13 protein-coding genes are annotated in these 17,644 nt (G+C 67.9%); 2 read left to right on the plus strand and 11 right to left on the minus strand.

The window, feature by feature from the left end:
* Nucleotides 1-57: 57 nt before the first annotated feature.
* A complete protein-coding gene (locus C9J49_RS10545) occupies nt 58-1,521 on the minus strand; it encodes a glyceraldehyde-3-phosphate dehydrogenase (protein ID WP_107182049.1) in 1,464 nt (487 codons plus the stop codon).
* A gap of 183 nt (nt 1,522-1,704) precedes the next feature.
* Here C9J49_RS10545 and mfd point away from each other — a divergent pair, with 183 nt between their 5' ends.
* Both mfd and C9J49_RS10555 read left to right on the plus strand, forming a co-directional pair.
* On the plus strand, nt 1,705-5,154 hold the full coding sequence (mfd, locus tag C9J49_RS10550; protein WP_082090959.1) for a transcription-repair coupling factor: 3,450 nt from the start codon (nt 1,705-1,707) through the stop codon (nt 5,152-5,154).
* 101 nt (nt 5,155-5,255) lie between these two features.
* Nucleotides 5,256-6,323, plus strand: coding sequence for a L,D-transpeptidase family protein (locus C9J49_RS10555; RefSeq protein WP_046080200.1), 1,068 nt, complete (start codon nt 5,256-5,258; stop codon nt 6,321-6,323).
* 119 nt (nt 6,324-6,442) lie between these two features.
* Here the strand turns inward: C9J49_RS10555 and C9J49_RS10560 are convergent, their stop codons facing one another.
* Genes C9J49_RS10560 through cpaB form a run of 10 tightly spaced genes read right to left on the minus strand, consistent with a single transcriptional unit; the run spans nt 6,443 to nt 17,580 of the window.
* A complete protein-coding gene (locus tag C9J49_RS10560) occupies nt 6,443-8,788 on the minus strand; it encodes an EAL domain-containing protein (protein ID WP_181454282.1) in 2,346 nt (781 codons plus the stop codon).
* Between the two features lie 56 nt (nt 8,789-8,844).
* Entirely contained in the window at nt 8,845-9,267 is a 423-nt protein-coding gene (locus C9J49_RS10565; protein ID WP_220084866.1) for a TadE/TadG family type IV pilus assembly protein, read from the minus strand.
* 50 nt (nt 9,268-9,317) lie between these two features.
* Nucleotides 9,318-11,126 (minus strand): pilus assembly protein TadG-related protein, encoded by a 1,809-nt coding sequence (locus C9J49_RS10570; protein ID WP_107182052.1) that lies wholly within the window; start codon nt 11,124-11,126, stop codon nt 9,318-9,320.
* Complete coding sequence (locus tag C9J49_RS10575) at nt 11,126-11,440, minus strand: DUF3613 domain-containing protein (protein WP_181454283.1); 315 nt, start codon at nt 11,438-11,440, stop codon at nt 11,126-11,128. Before C9J49_RS10575 ends, C9J49_RS10570 begins: the two co-directional genes overlap by 1 nt.
* A 22-nt stretch (nt 11,441-11,462) precedes the next feature.
* Complete coding sequence (locus C9J49_RS10580; protein ID WP_107182054.1) at nt 11,463-12,170, minus strand: tetratricopeptide repeat protein; 708 nt, start codon at nt 12,168-12,170, stop codon at nt 11,463-11,465.
* Nucleotides 12,171-12,180: 10 nt separating this feature from the next.
* A complete protein-coding gene (locus tag C9J49_RS10585; RefSeq protein WP_052719399.1) occupies nt 12,181-13,092 on the minus strand; it encodes a type II secretion system F family protein in 912 nt (303 codons plus the stop codon).
* A gap of 9 nt (nt 13,093-13,101) precedes the next feature.
* The gene (locus C9J49_RS10590) at nt 13,102-13,986 is read right to left on the minus strand and encodes a type II secretion system F family protein (RefSeq protein ID WP_052719398.1); all 885 of its coding nucleotides are present in this window, start codon (nt 13,984-13,986) and stop codon (nt 13,102-13,104) included.
* Nucleotides 13,983-15,233, minus strand: a complete 1,251-nt coding sequence (locus tag C9J49_RS10595; protein ID WP_107182055.1) for a CpaF family protein — start codon at nt 15,231-15,233, stop codon at nt 13,983-13,985. Before C9J49_RS10595 ends, C9J49_RS10590 begins: the two co-directional genes overlap by 4 nt.
* An 8-nt stretch (nt 15,234-15,241) precedes the next feature.
* Nucleotides 15,242-16,591: a type II and III secretion system protein family protein gene (locus tag C9J49_RS10600; RefSeq protein WP_107182056.1), complete on the minus strand. Its 1,350-nt coding sequence runs from the start codon at nt 16,589-16,591 to the stop codon at nt 15,242-15,244.
* A 44-nt stretch (nt 16,592-16,635) separates the two neighbouring features.
* Complete coding sequence (gene cpaB, locus C9J49_RS10605) at nt 16,636-17,580, minus strand: Flp pilus assembly protein CpaB (protein WP_181454284.1); 945 nt, start codon at nt 17,578-17,580, stop codon at nt 16,636-16,638.
* Nucleotides 17,581-17,644 lie beyond the last annotated feature (64 nt).

Here is a 17,644-nt window from a genome sequence, read left to right on the forward strand (position 1 = left end):
GGCGGTTGGGGAGGCCCCGGCCGACGGCCGGGGCGGGGTGCGACGGGCCGGGAAGGCTCAGCCTTGAGCGTGGGGCAGCTTGAGGAAGGCCACGTTGGAAATGTGCTGCAGGATACGGATCACCTGGCAGCTGTAGCCGAACTCGTTGTCGTACCACACGTAGAGGACGGCATGGTTGCCGTTGGCGATGGTCGCCTGGGCGTCGACGATGCCGGCGTGACGATTGCCGACGAAGTCGGTGGACACCACCTCGGGGGAGTCGACGTAGTCGATCTGCTTCTGATACTGAGAGTCGATCGACATGCGGCGCAGGTAGTCGTTCAGGGCCTCGACGTCGGTCTCGCACTCCAGGGTCAGGTTGAGGATCGCCATGGAGACGTTGGGCGTCGGCACGCGGATGGCGTTGCCGGTCAGCTTGCCGCCCAGCTCCGGCAGCGCCTTGGCTACTGCCTTGGCGGCCCCGGTTTCGGTCAGCACCATGTTGAGCGGCGCACTGCGGCCGCGGCGGTCGCCCTTGTGGTAGTTGTCGATCAGGTTCTGGTCGTTGGTGTAGGAGTGCACCGTCTCGACGTGGCCATGGACGATGCCGTACTCGTCGTTCAGCGCCTTGAGGGCCGGCACGATGGCATTGGTGGTACAGGACGCGGCCGAGATGATGCGGTCATCGTCGCTGATGTCCTGATGATTGATGCCGTAGACGATGTTCTTGAGGTCGCCCTTGCCCGGTGCGGTCAGCAGCGCCTTGGCCACGCCCTTGCAGGCCAGGTGCTGGCCCAGGCCGTCCTCGTCGCGCCAGATGCCGGTGTTGTCGACCACCACGGCGTTGTTGATGCCGTACTCGGTGTAGTCGATTTCGGACGGCGAATCGGCGTAGATCACCTTGATGACGTTGCCGTTGGCGGTCAGGGTGCGGGCTTCCGGATCGACGCTGATGGTGCCGTCGAAGGGCCCGTGGACGCTGTCGCGGCGCAGCAGGCTGGCTCGCTTCTCCAGGTCCTTGGCGATGTCGCCGCGGCCGCGCACCACGATGGCCCGCAGGCGCAGCAGATTGCCGCCGCCAGCCTTCTCGACCAGCACCCGCGCCAGGATGCGGCCGATACGGCCGAAACCGTAGAGCACCACGTCCTTCGGCTCGCCGTTACCGGTATCCTTGCAATGACCATCGACGATCTCGGCCAGCTCGCGGCGCAGGAAGGCCACCGCATCGCCACCACCCTGCTTCTTGTAGGCCACACCCAGCTTGCCCACGTCGACGTGGGCCGGCCCCAGGTTCAACTCGGTCATGGCCTTGACCAGCGGGAAGGTGTCCTGAACGGACAGCTCGGTGCCCTCGATCTTGCGCACGAACCGGTGGTCCTTGAGGATGCGAATCACGCTGCGGTTGAACAGCGAACGCCCGTACAGGGTAGTCACGACGTTGTTGTGACGGTACAGGCTGCCGATCATCGGGATCATCTGCTCGGCGAGCGCCTGGTTGTCGTGCCATTCCTGGAAGACGGTATCGAGGGGTTGCTGACTCACGTGGGGCCTCTCCGTGGGGTTGAGATTCGTGAGGCATTATCCGAGGCCAAGCACCAGGGGGCAATCGCGGGATGGTCGCAGACGCTGTAGGGGATTTACAGGAATTCGGGTTTCACTACATGACGCGACCGGGCTGTTATGATGCCCTCCAGTCACCCATTGGACACGATGCAAGCGACGCCCATGCCGACCTTCTCGCCTCTCGACCCACCCCGCCCCACGGGCCTTCGCGACACCCTCTACTGGCAGACGCCACCCGGCAGCGCGACCGCCCTGGCCCTGGCGCACCTCGCCGAGGATGCGCCGCTGCTGGTGGTCACCGCCGACACCGCCGCCGCCCAGCGCCTGGAAGACGACCTGGCCTTCTATTCACGACTGCCGGTGCTGCCCTTCCCCGACTGGGAAACGCTGCCCTACGACAGCTTCTCGCCCCACCAGGACATCGTCTCGGCACGGCTGCGCACCCTGCGCCGCCTTCAGGACGGCGAGCACGGCATCGTGCTGGTGCCGATCAACACCCTGATGCAGCGCCTGCCGCCGGTGGACTATATCGCCGGCCGGGTGATGACCCTCGAGGTGGGCACCACGCTGGACCGCGAAGGCTTCCGCGACCGCCTGTCGCGGGCCGGCTATCGCGCCGTGGAAACCGTCTATGAGCCCGGCGAATACGCCCTGCGCGGCGCGCTGATCGACCTTTTCCCGATGGGCTACGAGACGCCGCTGCGCATCGACCTGTTCGACGACGAGATCGACACCCTGCGTCACTTCGATCCCGACACCCAGCGCAGCGCCGACAGGGTCGAGCGCGTCGAGCTGCTGCCGGCCCACGAGTACTCGCTGTCGCGCGGCGCCATCGCCTGCTTCCGCGAGGGCTTCGAGACGCTGTTCGACGTCGACCCGCGCCAGTGCCCGCTCTACGTCGATGCCCTCAAGGGCATCCCCTCCCCCGGCCTCGAGCAGTACCTGCCGCTGTTCTTCGACGAAACGGCGACGCTGTTCGATCATCTGGCCGAGGGCACTCGGGTGGCGCTGCTGCCCGGCGTGTTCGAGGCCGCCGAGCACCACTGGGCGGCCATCGAGAGCCGCTACGAGAACCTGGGCGTCGATCCGACGCGGCCGCTGCTGCCGCCCCACCGCGCCTTCGTGCCGGTGGCCGAGGCATTCGGCGCCATCAAGCGCCATCCGCGGGTCGAGCTCACCGACGACACCGAGCACCGCCATGCCCAGGTACCGGCGGCGCGGCCGGCCCCGAACCTGCCGGTCAATGCCCGGGCCAAGCGCCCGCTGGCCGAACTCGAGGACTTCCTCGCCCAGCACGACGCCACCCGGGTGCTGTTCGTGGCCGAGTCCCGCGGCCGCCGCGAGGCCCTCGAGGAAACGCTCGCGCCGCTGAACCTGCCCCTGCCCCACGTCGACGACTTCGCGGCCTTCCTCGACAGCGATCAGCGCACCGCCATCACCGAGGGCACCATCGACGCCGGCCTGTGGCTCACGTCGCCGGATATCGCCGTGATCGGCGAGACCGAGCTCTACGGCGAGGTGGTGCGGCAGAGCCGCCGCCGCGAGAAGGCCACCGACGACAACGAGCTGGCGATCCGCCACCTGGCCGAGCTCAAGCCCGGTGCCCCGGTGGTCCACCAGGCCCACGGCGTCGGCCGCTACAAGGGCCTCGAGACGCTGGAGGCCGGCGGCCAGGCGGCGGAGTTCGTCACCCTGGAATACGCCGACGGCGCCAGGCTCTACGTGCCGGTGGACAGCCTGCACCTGATCTCGCGCTACGCCGGCGTCGACGACGAGCTGGCGCCGCTGCACCGGCTCGGCTCCGAGCAGTGGGACAAGGCCAAGAAGAAGGCCGCCGAGCGCATCCGCGACACCGCCGCCGAACTGCTCGACGTCTACGCCCGCCGCGAGGCCCGGGAAGGCTTCGCCTGCGAGGCGCCGGACGCCGAGTACGCCCGCTTCGCTGCCAGCTTTCCCTTCGAGGAAACGCCCGACCAGCGCGCCGCCATCGAGGCGGTGGTCGGCGACATGACGGCCCCCCGCCCCATGGACCGCGTGGTCTGCGGCGACGTCGGCTTCGGCAAGACCGAGGTGGCGATGCGCGCCGCCTTCCTGGCGGTGCACTCCGGCCAGCAGGTCGTCGTGCTGGTGCCCACCACCCTGCTCGCCCGCCAGCACTACGAGAACTTCCGCGACCGCTTCGCCGACACCGCGGTCAACATCGAGCTGATCTCGCGCTTCACCGGCGGTCAGGGCCAGAGCGCGGCCGCCAAGCGTATCGAGGACGGCCAGGCCGACATCGTCATCGGCACCCACAAGCTGCTCTCCAAGTCGATGCGCTTCCCCAAGATGGGCCTGCTGATCATCGACGAGGAGCACCGCTTCGGCGTCGCCCAGAAGGAGCGACTCAAGGGCCTGCGCGCCGAGGTCGACATCCTCACGCTCACCGCCACGCCGATTCCCCGCACCCTCAACATGGCCATGAGCGGCATCCGCGACCTGTCGATCATCGCCACCCCACCGGCCCGCCGGCTGTCGGTGAAGACCTTCGTCCAGCAGCGCGACGAGGCGGTGATCAAGGAAGCGATCCTGCGCGAGATCCTGCGCGGCGGCCAGGTCTACTTCCTGCATAACGAAGTCAAGACCATCGAGACCGCCGCGGAGACGGTGCGCTCGCTGGTGCCCGAGGCGCGGGTCGGCGTGGCCCACGGCCAGCTGCCCGAACGCGCCCTGGAGCGGGTGATGTCGGACTTCTATCACAAGCGCTTCAACGTGCTGGTGTGCTCGACCATCATCGAGACCGGCATCGACGTGCCCAGTGCCAACACCATCGTCATCGAGCGCGCCGACAAGTTCGGCCTGGCCCAGCTGCACCAGCTGCGCGGCCGGGTCGGGCGCAGCCACCACCAGGCCTACGCCTATCTGCTGGCGCCGCCGCCCCGGACCATGACCAAGGATGCCGTGAAACGCCTGGAGGCCATCGGCCAGGCCGAGGACCTGGGGGCCGGCTTCACCCTGGCCAGCCACGACATGGAGATCCGCGGCGCCGGCGAACTACTCGGCGAGGAGCAGAGCGGCCAGATGGAGGCGCTCGGCTACAGCCTCTACATGCAGATGCTCGATCGCGCCGTCAAGGCGATCCGCGAGGGCAAGACGCCCAATATCGAGGCGCCCCTCGACGACGGCGTGGAAGTCAGCCTCAACCTGCCGGCGCTGATTCCGGACGACTACCTCCACGACGTCCAGCAGCGACTGGTGATGTACAAGCGCATCGCCGGCGCCGAAACCGAGGCCGAGCTCAAGGAGCTACAGGTGGAGATGATCGACCGCTTCGGGCTGCTGCCGGCACCGGTCAAGACCCTGCTGCGCCAGACCCGCCTGCGCCAGCGGGCCGAGCGGCTGGGCATCGCTCGCCTGGAGGCCGGCCCCGAGAAGGGCCGGGTGATCTTCGCCGGCCACACCGGCGTCGACCCGCTGACGCTGGTGGAGATGATCCAGCGCCAGCCCGATCGCTATCGCCTCGAGGGTGCCGACACGCTGCGCTTCGAGGCCGACATGGAAGCCGAAGAGGCACGCTTCTCGGCGGTCGAGGCGCTGCTCGACCACTTCAACCGCAAGGCCGAAGCCGCCTGAAGTCCGAGGTGGCGACTGGCGAACCGTCGCCACCTCGGGCACTCTAACGACATGGCCGCTCCGCGCGAGCGAAGCGCCCCCTGACGCCCCCGATTCGAGACATGACCAAGATGATCCCTTCACCCCTGCGCAGCACCGTGGCCCGCGCGACCCTGCTGGTCGGGCTGACCACCGCCCTCGCCGCCCCGCTGCAGGCCAGCGAGGACCTGCCCCGCGGCTACTATTATCTGCCCGAGGAAGGCGACCTGGTCGGCGAGGTCTTCACCGTCGAGGCCGACAAGGAAGACACCCTGATCGACATCGGCCACGAGTACGGCATCGGCTATCGCGCCATGGTCCGGGCCAACCCCGACGTCAGCGTCTGGTACCCCGGCGAAGGCACCGAGGTGACGATCCCCGGTCAGTTCATCCTGCCCGACGCCCCGCGTAACGACATCGTGATCAACGTCGCCGAGATGCGGCTCTACTACTATCCGCCGGCCGAGGACGGCGAACGGCGCATCGTCCAGACCTACCCGCTGGGCGTGGGCCGCCAGGACTGGGAGACGCCGCTGGGCAACACCACCATCACCCAGATGGTCCGCAATCCGGCCTGGTATCCGCCGGAATCGATCCGCCGGGAACACGCCGAGGCCGGCGACCCGCTGCCGAGCGTGGTGCCCGCCGGGCCCGACAACCCGCTGGGCACGCGCAAGATGCGCCTCGGGATTCCGGGCTATCTGATCCACGGCACCAACAAGCCGGAGGGCGTGGGCATGCGGGTCTCCCACGGCTGCGTGCGCATGCTGCCCGAGGATGTAGAGACCCTGTTCGACCAGGTCTCGGTAGGCACCCAGGTGCGCATCATCAACGAGAGCTTCAAGCTGGGCTGGTCCGACGGCACGCTCTACGTCCAGGCCTACCCCTACCTGGACGACAAGCAGGGCACCACCATCCAGCGCGTCACCGAGGCCCTGGATCAGGTCGACGCCAGCACCGAGGGGCTCGACTATGCGGTGGACTACTCGCGGCTGCGCGAGGTCGTGGAAGTGCCGGGCGGCATGCCCGTCGCCCTGGAAACGCCCCCCGAGCCGGCACCGGCCCCCGAGCCTGCACCTCGCTTCTATGAGCAGCTGCAGCTGATCGCCGCCAACGATGATGCCGGCGAGGAAGAAGCGTCACGGGGCTGACTCGCGAACATCCCGCCGCAACGACGACAGGGCCCGGCAATTGCCGGGCCCTGCGCGTTTCCGAGGCCGTGCCGATAACGATTCGGCCTCACCCTCTTCCTTTCCGTGACTCACATCTTCTATTCCTGCCCACGATTGGCTTCCGCGCTGCGGCTGGCCTCGTCGCCCGCCCCGGGGTCCTCGTCGCGGGCCGTCTCCGCCGCCTCGCCGGCCGCCAGGCGGTCCACCAGCGCCTCGATCGACTGCACCTCCCCGAACAGCGGGCCCTGCACCGAGACGAAGTTCATGCCGCGAATCGCCACCAGCTGATCCGAGGTCGCCACCCCGGTCACGGTGATATGGCGCCCGGCCAGCTTGGCCATGTCACGCAGGCTCTTGGTCAGCAGGATCGACGCCTGATCGCTGGGTACGCCGCGCATGAGCCGCGGCTCGAGCACCAGTCGCGACAGCGGCTGACGGAAGATCGCATCCAGCGCCTGGCGGGAATGCACCAGCCCCTTGAGCGCCACGCCGAAGCCGCGTTCCCGGCAGTAGCGAATCGCCGACTGCAGCGGCCAGGATTCCCCCAGCTCCGCACCATGCCACTGCAGCTCGACGCAGTCCGGCGTCAGCCCCAACGCCTCACAGCGCTCACTCAGGCCGTCGATGAAGCCGGCATCGGTCAGCTGGGCCAGTCCCAGCGGCAGTGTCCAGACGGGGCGCGCGGAACGCGGTCCCTGCGGCGCCTCGACGGGCAGCCCGGAATGCGCCAGGGCGTCCAGGGCCATCCCGCAGAGCGTGCGATCCAGCAGCGCGCGCCGCCCCGCGGCCTCGGCCAGCCGCATCAGCTCCTTCCCGGGCACCTCGCCCCATGTCGCATGCCGCCAGCGGGCACGAAATTCCCCGCCGCAGCAGCGTCGATCGGCCAGCAGGAAACGCGGCTCGACCGCCAGCGTCAGCTGCTCGGACAGGGCCTCGCCGGACAGACTCGCCAGTGCCTCGGTCAGCGCCAGGCTGCGCTCCTCGGGCGCCGCCGCCTCGGCCACCAGCTCACGGGGGCGACGCTCGCCCCCACGCAGCACCTGGCGGGCGGCCCCCTGAGCCTCCTCGAGCAGACTGAACGGCGTGCTGTCGGCCGAGGAGCGAGCGATCCCGATCCGCGGCAGCAGCAGGCGGTCGGCGTTACCCACATGGAAGGGAGCAGAGAGACTTTCCTGGAGGCGCTCGGCAAACATCATCCCGGCCGGCGATTCCCCCCGCTCGCGTACCGGCAGGAAACTCATGACGGCGAAGACATCGCCCTCGAGGCGCACCACATAGCCTTCCCCGCGAGCGACGCGCCGCAGGCGCTTGACGATCCGCCTGACGGCCTCACGGGTGCCTTCCGGCCCCAGCGTGTCCTGCAGACCATCGAGCCGGTCGAAGCCGATCCAGCACAGCTGGAAGGGATGCTGGCTGTTCAGGTAACGCTGCATGCGCTTCTCGAGGCGCGGGCGCCCCGGCAGCCCGGTCAATTCATCGAAGCCGAAGCGCTCACGCTGGCGCCGTCGATGACGCTCGGCCCCGAGGGCGCCCCCCAGGGCCACCAGCGCACCGGCGCCCACCAGCAGCGCACCGAGCAGCAGGCGCTCTCCCAGGCTGCGGCGCCCGACTTCCGTGGCCGGCACGTTGAGGTAGCGTACGCCGTCACGCAGCTCGGGCGACAGCCGTCCGCGCGCGGCATAGTCCAGCCGCGGCGCCGCCGGCGCCGTCGCATTGCCCCCCTGATCGAGTCGGCGCAGCAGGCCATCGGCCACGCCCGCGATGTCCGGCTGCACGCCGCCGAAGCAGCCGTCGGCCAGCCACTCGGGCATCAGACACCAGGCGCCTCGACGGCTGCCCAGCACCTCGGCGGCCTGCTGTCGCTGCAACCTGCCGGGCAGACCCAGCAGCAGCTGTTCGGTGGCCTCCCCCGCGACCGGCGCGTCCCGCCCCAGCACCTTCACCGCGTCCAACCGAGCCGAGCCCTCGATCAGCCGATCGCCCAATGACAGCAGCGGGGCGTCTTGCGTCACCCAACCCACGAGCCGCCTGGCCTCGGTGCCGTGGCGCACCCAGCTCAGATGACGCCGCAGCACCGGCAGCAGATCGAGGTGTCCGGCGCCTTGCTGTCGTAGCCAACGGCGATTGGCCGGAGAGAAGGCGCCGTAGGCCGCCAGTCGCCGCGATGGACTCGCCCCGGAAGCGCCCAGTTCACGATAGGTGGCAATCGCCGCATCGTGGAGCAGGATCACCCGGGGCGCATCCGCCAGGTCACCCTCGGCCAGCTTCCGGCGCAACTCGGCCGTGGAGACCTCGCCGTCTTCCAGGTACAGCACCCGCAGCGCACCCGGGCCGTCACGGGCCTCCAGGCGATCGTCGAGCTCACTCAGCAGCTGGCGATCCAGCCGCCCGCCCGGCTCGCCGGGTGCAATGGCCACGGTGGTGACCGCGGCCCAGCTCGGCACGGCAACGCCAAGCGCCAGCAGAAGAATGCCACCGTACGCCCAATGCCGAAGGCATGTCATAGGCGGATGCTCGAGGTGGAGGTCACAGTGTTATTAGCCGGAACTTTGAAGTCAGCAGAGTCTTCTCCATCATTTCCACCCGGCAATAGCCTGGAGAAGTTTATCTGGGGAAGATCCAACGATGCCTGGACACATACCCTCACGGAATCTGATGACGGGACAAGGTCGTCATCACACAATGCGACCGAACTCCCCAGCCAGTCTGCTGCTTCCTCATTGATAAAGGATGTCACTGCCAAGGTGATGGCGCCTTCATCCAGCGAGCCGTCGCTCAGGCGCTCTACGGAAATCGCCTGGCGCACGGCATCGGCGCTGAGCCCATGCACGCCTTGCTTGTAGACGAACAGCAAGCTGTAGCTGACGATGGCGTAGAAAATCAGCAGAAACAGCGGAAAGATGATGGCGAACTCGATGGCCACCGAGCCTTGCTGGTAAGACGCCTTTCGGCCATGAGCATGACATGATCGCATCACTGGACGAGCTCCACTCCCGAAGACGACACCTCGATCACCCTGACCTCTGCCTCACCGATGCCCAGCCCCATCGCGTCGAGCAGTAGCGGGTCTATCACATCATCGACCAAGGGATTCACCACATCACTTAGCGCCAGTGCCAGCGCCTCGCCCAGGTCAGAAATGCTATCGAGGGTGGACCCAAGAATATCGTTGATAGGCCCCAAGAGACCGCTGGTCAGTTCACACAACCAGTTGCCATTACACTGATCAGCATCTGGACCGAGGCTGACCTTTAGCTCGAGACTCGTCAGCAGACTGCTTACCGCCGACGTGACACCCGAGGCTCCCGAAACGAAGTCCGCGGAATCGGCGTCCGGCCAGCCACTGATGACCTGAGTCTCGTAGCCGGAGCCTCCACCGTTTACCGTCGTGGTAGAGGCATTTTCCAACGCGACGTTGATCAGTCCATCGAAAGCCTCCAGAACCTCGACTGATACGCCTATATCATCGACCGCCAGAGGCTGAACAACGGCCCCCACACCGATGTCATAGCCACTGTCACTCGCGGCAATTGATTCGACACCCGCCTGGGCCTGCGCCGCCGCAATGTCATCAAGTGACAGATGGAGATTCAGAACGCCCAGCAGGTTAATATCGAACATGGCATCAAGCCCCAGCTGCGCCGTCTTGCCTGTGGTCTTCCAATTGCTCCCATCGCACGCATCTCCATCCGTGCAGCCGATGGGACCCACGGCAATGTGCGGCGCCTGGATCACAGTCAAATCCACATTGGCCGTCACGGCCGTCAAGTCGACATCAAGATCCTTCAACGAAATCGCGCTCCCCTCGTTGGCCAGCAGCAGGCTAGTGCCCAGCAAGTCGCCCAGACGAACGCCGGCCTTCAAGGCCTCGGTATCGTCGACGCCTTCGGCCGATCGGATATCGAGAAGCTCCCCAAGGTTGATATCGGCGGTTCCAACATCGAGACTCATGGCGCTTTGCATCTCGCCCAGCACTGCTAGATCGGATGCAAGCAATCCTCTATCGGACAGTACGCTTTCCGACAATTCCAGCAGCTCGGACAAGGTCACACTGGTATTGAGCACTTCGTCGACTGTCAGCGCCGCCAAATCCACTCCAAGAGCTGGTATTTCCGAAGCCAACTCCAGCAGCGTGATCCGAGTATCCAGCACCCCTTCATAGCCAACGAGGGACAGCGGCACATCGCTGCCCAGCAAACCGCCCAGCAAAGGTGCCAACAAAGAAGATTCGGAACTATCCAGAGAGGCCAGGCGAGAGCCTACGGAAAACGCCACATAGGTCGCCTTCCTCGCGACTGCCGTCGATTGAAGGATGATGGTGTGGCCATCACTGGCGTCGCCGTCATCGGGCACAAAAGCCGCCATGAGCGGAGGCGATACCGGGTCTTCCAGTACGACCTGGACGGCATCCTGAGGCAAGGAGTCATCGAAGTCATAGCGTCGATAAGACGTGGGACCACCCTCTACGGCCACATCCACCAATGCCACTCGCCCCAGAGTAATGCCATCACCGTCGACCAGCTCTCGCGCATAGCCGTTGTCTTCCAGTACATCCTGCGCATAGGTCACTGCCTGATCGCAGGAAGACAGCGTCTCGCAGCGGGACGCCACCGACAGCGCCGCCAGATCCGCCACCCGCTGAAGATTGCGCTTTTCCATGTACAGCCGCCCGGTATCCAGCGCCAGGGCGATGCACAGCACCACCAGCAGCATCACCATCGCGCCGAGCAGGCCGATCACGCCTCGTTGGCGACGCGGAACGTAGAGGCGGCAGGTCGTCATCACTCACCGAAGCTCAGGTCGATGTACTCGTCGGGAATCGCGTGGGTGAAGCTCTGCAGGTAGCGCTCATAGATCCGCGACTGCACTTCCCCGGACAGCGATTGGCGGTTCCGGCTGGCGATGCGTCCGCTGCGCTGCAGCTCGAGCAGCCGTTCGGTGCGCTCGCCGACCTCGGCGCTGCGGTGGTCCGCCGCCGGCATCGCGCCCTGCGAGGAGGGCGCCTCGCCCTGTGCCCAGGCCAGCGGAGAGGCGATCAGCATCACCCCGCAGGCGCCCAGGCACCGCAAACGCTTCATCATCCTGCTGATAGGCATCCCGCGATCTCCTTGCTCGACGTTATCCATGTTCTCGGGCTCGCTCGTCGGTGGCCAGCCGGCGCAGGCGGGCCACCAGTTCGTCATCCAGGTCGTAGCGTCGGGCCAGCCGTTCGGCCTCGACCACACGCCCTTCCTGCATCATCAGCATCACCAGGTTGGAGGCGGCCCGCCGGCCGGTACCGCCCAGCTCCAGCGCGGTCAGCAGCTCTTCCCGGGCCGGCTTCGGCTTGCCTTCCAGCATCAGCAGGTAGCCCAGGTCGTTGCGGATTTCGGCGTCGGTCGGGCGAGCATCCCGCGCCTGGCGCATCAGCACCAGCGCCTGCTCACGATCACCGCGCGCCACCGCGTTGCGTGCCATACCATGGAAGGCATCGGCCGCCAGACAACCACCCGCCAGGGTCTCGTAGACCGCATCCGATTGGTCGCGCCGCCCCACGTCGCGCAGCGCATCGCCCCGCATCAGGGCGGCCTCGGCATAGTCGAAGCCACTTTCGTCGAGATGCGCCAGGGCCGAGCGCGAGCGCCCGTCTTCCATCTGCTGGCGAATCATGTCCATGCGCAGCCCGGTATCGGCGCTGTAGCGTTCGCCGCAGGGGCCGGTGACTTCCTTCACCTCGTCGCGCTGCCCCAGCCCGATCATCGACATTGGCTCCACGCCGCCGGCACAGCCGCCGAGCATCACCAGGCCCCACGCCGACAGTCCGGCTCGAAGGCGTCTTGTCATCATGGATTGCCCCTCAATTTCCCAGACTCCCGAGCATGCCGCCCAGGTTGATCACCGCCGGCCCGGCCAGCACGATCAGCAAGGCCGGAAACAGGAACACCATCATCACCAGCGACATCTTGCCCGACAGGCTCGATACCGCTTCCTGGATGCGCATGCGGCGACGGTCGCGCAGCCGGTGGCTCAGGTCGAGCATCGCCCGCCGTGCGCCGCCCCCGGACGACGATATCTGCGCCAGCAGCTTGAGCAGGTCCTCGAGCCCCTCGCTGGCCTGGAGGGCCGACTGCTCCTCGAGCACCTCCTCGCGAGCCTGCCCCGCCTCGATGCGCAGCAGGATCAGCCGCAGCTCCCGCACGCTTTCGGGACAGGTCTCATCGAGGTTGTGAATCAGGCCGCGCAGCACGCCTTCCAGGGTCATGCCGGACTCCCACAACATGCGCGTGACCTGGATGACCATCTCGGCCTCTTCGTTCAGCCGAGCCACCCGGCGACGGCGCACACGCTTCAGCCAGATCCAGGCACCGACGGCCGCCAGCGCGGCGAAGGCCAGACCGGTCGTCATGGCCGGCAGCCAGGCCTTGCCACCCTGAAGAGCGTGGAGCACGCCGCCGCTGAACACGCCGAAGACCACCAGCGCCACGGAAAACAGCAGGTGAAGCTGGGCGCGAGTGCCGATGAAGCCCGCCTGACGCAGCACCAGCGCCAGCTCCGCCAGCCAGGGGCGACCGCGGGTCTGCCGGCGCCAGATGATCCGCCCGCTGCCCATCAGTCGCGCCTCCATGGCCGCCACCTGCTGGCGTCGGCTGCCGCCTTCCCCCTGGGTCGGCCCCGCCGCTGGCGTCTCGCGCGGCCCGACGCGGGACAGCCACAGGCAGATCCCGGCCGCCGCCAGCACCAGCAAGGCACTCGTCATCAGCCACACCATGGCCTTCTCCTATATCGACTTGAGCATCCGCCACAGCGCCACGCAGCCGCCCACCTCCAGCAGCACGGCCACCCACAGCCCCATGCGGCCGCCGGCACTGTCGAACATCGGCGCCAGGAACTCGGGGTTGCTGAACCACATGAACCCCGCCATCGCCACCGGCACCGCCGCCAGCACGAAGGCCGTGACCCGGGTCTCGCCGGTAAGCGCCCGCAGCTCGCGACGCCCCTTCTCCTGCTGACGAAGCAGCTCGACGAAGCTGCCCAGGATGTCGCGCAGGCTGCCCCCGTGGGTCTGGTTGACCTCCACCGCCGTGGCCAGCAGGTCGAACTCCTGCAGCTTGAGCAGCTGTGCCTCACGATGCAGCGCCTCGTGGAGTTCCATGCCCAGCTCACGGCGAACATTGACCCGCGCGGTGGCCTCGCGCAGCAGGCCGGTGGCGGTCTCGCCGTTGCGGCGAAAGGCGATCTCGACGGTGGCACCGGTGCCCAGGTCGCGCACCACCTGCTCCATGAAGCCCGGCAGCTGGGCGCGCAGACGGCGGCGCAGGAGCTGCGCCCGCCCCCGCAGGATCAGGTTGATCAACACCAGCGCCCCCAGCACCAGCAGCACACCGACAAGATGAGACAGCAGCATCAGCGCCACCACGACCGCCACCAGCACCAGCCCGCCGACGATCGCTATCCCCCGGGGCGTGGCATGAATGCCGGCGGCCAGCAGGTAGTCGAACAGCCACTGCATCAGCGACTCGGACGGCGGGCGTCGTCGGGTGCGTCGTCTGGGCTTGTCGGCCCGCAGCACCTTGTCGCTCTCGTGGTTGGCGCTGCGCCACAGCAGCCTGGCGGCCACCAGCAGCAGCGCCATGGTCAGGCCCCAGAGTTGCCAGGCATTCATGCGGCATCCTCGATATGCTTGTGCCAGTCGACGGCGTCGATCAGGCGGCGGTCCTCGTGACGATAGAGCCGGGCCAGCTCGACCCGTCCATCGGAGAGCCCCCTCACCTGCTGGACCTCGACCACATGGCGATGGCCCTCGCCGTCCCGGGTGACATGCACCACCAGGTCCAGTGCCGTGGCGATGATCTGGTTGACCAGCCCGTCGCTGCCCTCGAAGCCAGCCAGGCGTACCATCATCTGCAGGCGCACCAGGGCATCCCGGGCGGAGTTGGCGTGCACCGTGCTCATCGAGCCCAGGTGGCCGGTGTTCATGGCCTGCAGCATGTCCAGCGCCTCGTCGCCGCGACTCTCGCCGAGGATCACCCGGTCGGGGCGCATGCGCAGCGCATTGCGCACCAGCTGGCGGGCCGAGACCTCGCCCTCCCCCTCGCTGTTGGGCGGGCGTGTCTCGAGGCGCACCACATGGCTGTTGCCAAGCTGAAGTTCCGCGGCATCCTCGATGGTCACGACCCGCTCATGCTCGGGAATGTCACGGCTGAGGATATTGAGCAGCGTGGTCTTGCCGGAGCCGGTCGCCCCGCTGATCAGGATGTTGCGACGCTGGACAACCGACTCCTGCAGCATGGCCATCAGCTCCGGTGTCACCGCACGGCCCTGGATCAGGGCCTCGGCCGTGAGCGCCTCGCGACGGAACTTGCGGATCGACACGCAGGGCCCGTCCAGGGCCAATGGCGGAATCACCACGTTGACCCGCGAGCCGTCCGGCAGGCGTGCGTCGACCATCGGACTGGATTCGTCGAGCCGTCGCCCGAGCGGGGCCAGCATCCGCCGCACCACCCGCAGCACGTGGGCATCGTTGATGAAGCATTCCTCGACGCTCTCCAGCCGCCCCTGGCGCTCCACCAGGATGTTGCGCGGCCCGTTGATCAGGATGTCGGAGATGCCATCGTCGCCCAGCAGGGGCTGCAACGGGCCGAAGCCCGCGACCTCGTTGAGCACCTCCCTGGCCAGCGCCTCCAGCGACTCGACCGGCACCTGCTCGGCACGCTGGTCGAAGTAGTCCCGGACCAGACTCTCGATGCGCACCAGCATCGCCGAGGGCTCGTCGCTGAACAGCGCCTCGTCGTCCTCCAGACGTTCGATCACCTCGCGATGCAGCGCCGCCTTCAGGGCGCCGTCGGTCAGGTCGGGCGCCGACCGCGACGGGGTCGGCTTGTGTCGCGTCAGCGAACGCCAGCTCCCCATATCACCTCCTAGCGGGAAAAGCCGATATCGCCGAGCCGCTCGATCTCCCGGGCGTCCTGGGGATCGAACAGCAGCTCCAGGAAACTCGGATCGTAGCGCCCCAGCGCCTCGCCGGGCAGGCCGTCGAGCTCGACCCCGGCGGCGATCGGCGAGACCAGATGCGGCGTGACGATCATGATCAGCTCCGTTTCCTCGCGCTCGAAGCGGGTCGAGCGAAAGAAGGCGCCCAGCACCGGGATGTCGCCCAGGCCGGGGAACTTGTCGACGCTCTGCATGGTGGACTGGCTGACCAGGCCGCTGATGATGAAGCTTTCGCCGTCGCCGAGCTGCACGGTGGTATCGGTGCGACGCACGCTCAGCGAGGGCACGGCGATGCCGCTGGACTGCACGGAGCGGCTGAAGTCCAGGTCGCTGACCTCCGGCGCCACCTTGAGCATGATCCGTTCGTCGTCGAGCACCGTGGGCGTCAGCTGCAGGCGGATGCCGAACTCCTTGAAATCCACCGAGACGTCGCCGTCGCTGCTGTTACTGGGGAAGGGAAACTCGCCGCCGGCCAGGAAGGACGCGCTCTGCCCGGACAGCGTCACCAGGCTGGGCTCGGCCAGGGTATAGGCGAAGCCGTTGTTGCGCAGGGCGCTGATGGCCCCCAGGTAGCCGTCATTGTCGCCGCTGATGATCGAGAAACCCTCGCTCAGCGGCGCCACCAGGCTGTTGTCGTTGATGAAGCTGCTGCCGCTGCCGGTGGGGCCGACGGCGTACTGGGTATTGCCGCTGTTGTTGCGCCCGAGGAAGAAGCCGTAGGACTGCAGCCGGCTGCGATTGACCTCGACGACGCGGATATCGGTCTGAATCTGCACCGGCCCGACCTGGCGGGTCGCATCCACCGGCGGGGCGTCGCCGAAGCGCTGCAGGGCCTCGTCATGACGGTCCAGCGAACGCGTCTGGCCGAAGAGCCGCCCGCGCTCGCCGCCGGCCTCGACCCGATACTCGTCCTCCAGCGACCGGGCCGCCGCCGGCTGCACCTCGAGGGTCACCGACTGCGGCGTGCGCCGCCCGGCCAACCACACGCTCAGCGTGGTCGCCCCGGGGCCGATGCCGGTCACCAGCAGCTGGCGGTCCCCCACCACCCGCACGTCGGCGACGCCGCCACGTCCCACCGCGGTGCGCGTGATGCTGGCGCCGTAATCGAGCCGCTGGTTCTCGCCGACCAGCAGCGACAGCGTGCGCCCGCCGTCCTGGGCCGACGCCGTCGTGGAAAGCACCAGGGCCATCAGGCCCAGCCACATCGCCACCAGCATCGGCCAGGCGCGCGTAAGGGCCGGCGGCTGCCGGAAGGTAGGACTCGTCGCTCGTTGCATGCTGTTCCCTGCATCCTGCTTGAAATAATGGTCGCGGCGGCGTCTCAGCCGCCCACGCTGACGCTGCGCACTTCGCCGCCGACCTGCTGGACGACCCGGCGCCCGCCATTCCGGCGTTCCGGCCGCGCGGCCGGCGTCGGGCTCGCTTCGCCGTCACGCCCCATCAGGCTGTCGAAGTCCACGGGCTCGCCCAGGTCGTCCGGCTCGGCGTCGTCGTCGTTCGCGGCCTCGAGCGACGCCGGCATCAGCCAGCCATCGCCGCCCTCGGGCAGGGTGGGTTCCAGGGCGGCGCGACGCTCCTCGGCGCCGATCACCGCCAGCCGCAGCCGGCCGGTCTCCTCGGCCAACAGCAGCCGCGGGGCCTGGGCCTCGTCCAGCGCCAGCACCGCGGTGCGCCCGCTGCGCTGGGGGCCGCCCTCGCCGCCCTCGGGCAGGGGCTGGCCGCGCAGGGCGCTTCCGAAGCTCAACACCTGGATATCGCGCAGTACCCGGCGCGCCAGCCGCGTGCGCTCGCCGCCGCTGTCCTGGGCGTAGAAGAACACGTCGACGCGATCCCCCGGCGCCACGAAGCCGCCGCCGCCGATCACCTCGTCGACGCTGACGGCGATGCCCCGCTTACCCGCCGGCACGGCCTCGGCCAGCAGGCCGCCGGCGGCGAAGTGCGAGGGCCTCAGCACGTCGCCCGGGGCGAGGGGCCGGGTCAGCACCCGCCCCTCCACCTCGGACAGCGCGCCGAAGCTCTCGTCCAGCGGTTCGGGATAATCGATGGTTCGAAGCAGCGGCGCCTGGCCCTCGCCGGGCGCCGCCAGCCGCGTGCCCACCGCCAGGGGGCGGGCCGCGGCCAGTACCGCATGGCCGGCGGGCTCGGGCGCCGCGGGAGTCACCGCCGGCGCCGTCACCACCGTCTCCGGCACCTCATTGGCCATCCGCCAGCCGGCGAAGGCCAGACCGATGGCCACCGCCACCAACAAGGCGGCGATGGCTTTCAACAAATTTGGAGACATTTTTTCAGGCCTTAAATATCAAGCTTTAAAAACTTATTCTCCACTAGAT

Source organism: Halomonas sp. SL1, assembly GCF_003030865.2.
GTDB lineage: Bacteria > Pseudomonadota > Gammaproteobacteria > Pseudomonadales > Halomonadaceae > Halomonas > Halomonas halophila.

What these genes read in the sequence shown, in the direction of transcription:
- C9J49_RS10580 (WP_107182054.1), bottom strand. Translation starts at nt 12,170, where the DNA reads ATGATGACAAGACGCCTTCGAGCCGGACTGTCGGCGTGGGGCCTGGTG.
- C9J49_RS10600 (WP_107182056.1), bottom strand. Translation starts at nt 16,591, where the DNA reads ATGCAACGAGCGACGAGTCCTACCTTCCGGCAGCCGCCGGCCCTTACG.
- mfd (WP_082090959.1), top strand. Translation starts at nt 1,705, where the DNA reads ATGCCGACCTTCTCGCCTCTCGACCCACCCCGCCCCACGGGCCTTCGC.
- C9J49_RS10585 (WP_052719399.1), bottom strand. Translation starts at nt 13,092, where the DNA reads ATGGTGTGGCTGATGACGAGTGCCTTGCTGGTGCTGGCGGCGGCCGGG.
- C9J49_RS10570 (WP_107182052.1), bottom strand. Translation starts at nt 11,126, where the DNA reads ATGACGACCTGCCGCCTCTACGTTCCGCGTCGCCAACGAGGCGTGATC.
- C9J49_RS10555 (WP_046080200.1), top strand. Translation starts at nt 5,256, where the DNA reads ATGACCAAGATGATCCCTTCACCCCTGCGCAGCACCGTGGCCCGCGCG.
- C9J49_RS10595 (WP_107182055.1), bottom strand. Translation starts at nt 15,233, where the DNA reads ATGGGGAGCTGGCGTTCGCTGACGCGACACAAGCCGACCCCGTCGCGG.
- C9J49_RS10590 (WP_052719398.1), bottom strand. Translation starts at nt 13,986, where the DNA reads ATGAATGCCTGGCAACTCTGGGGCCTGACCATGGCGCTGCTGCTGGTG.
- C9J49_RS10575 (WP_181454283.1), bottom strand. Translation starts at nt 11,440, where the DNA reads ATGCCTATCAGCAGGATGATGAAGCGTTTGCGGTGCCTGGGCGCCTGC.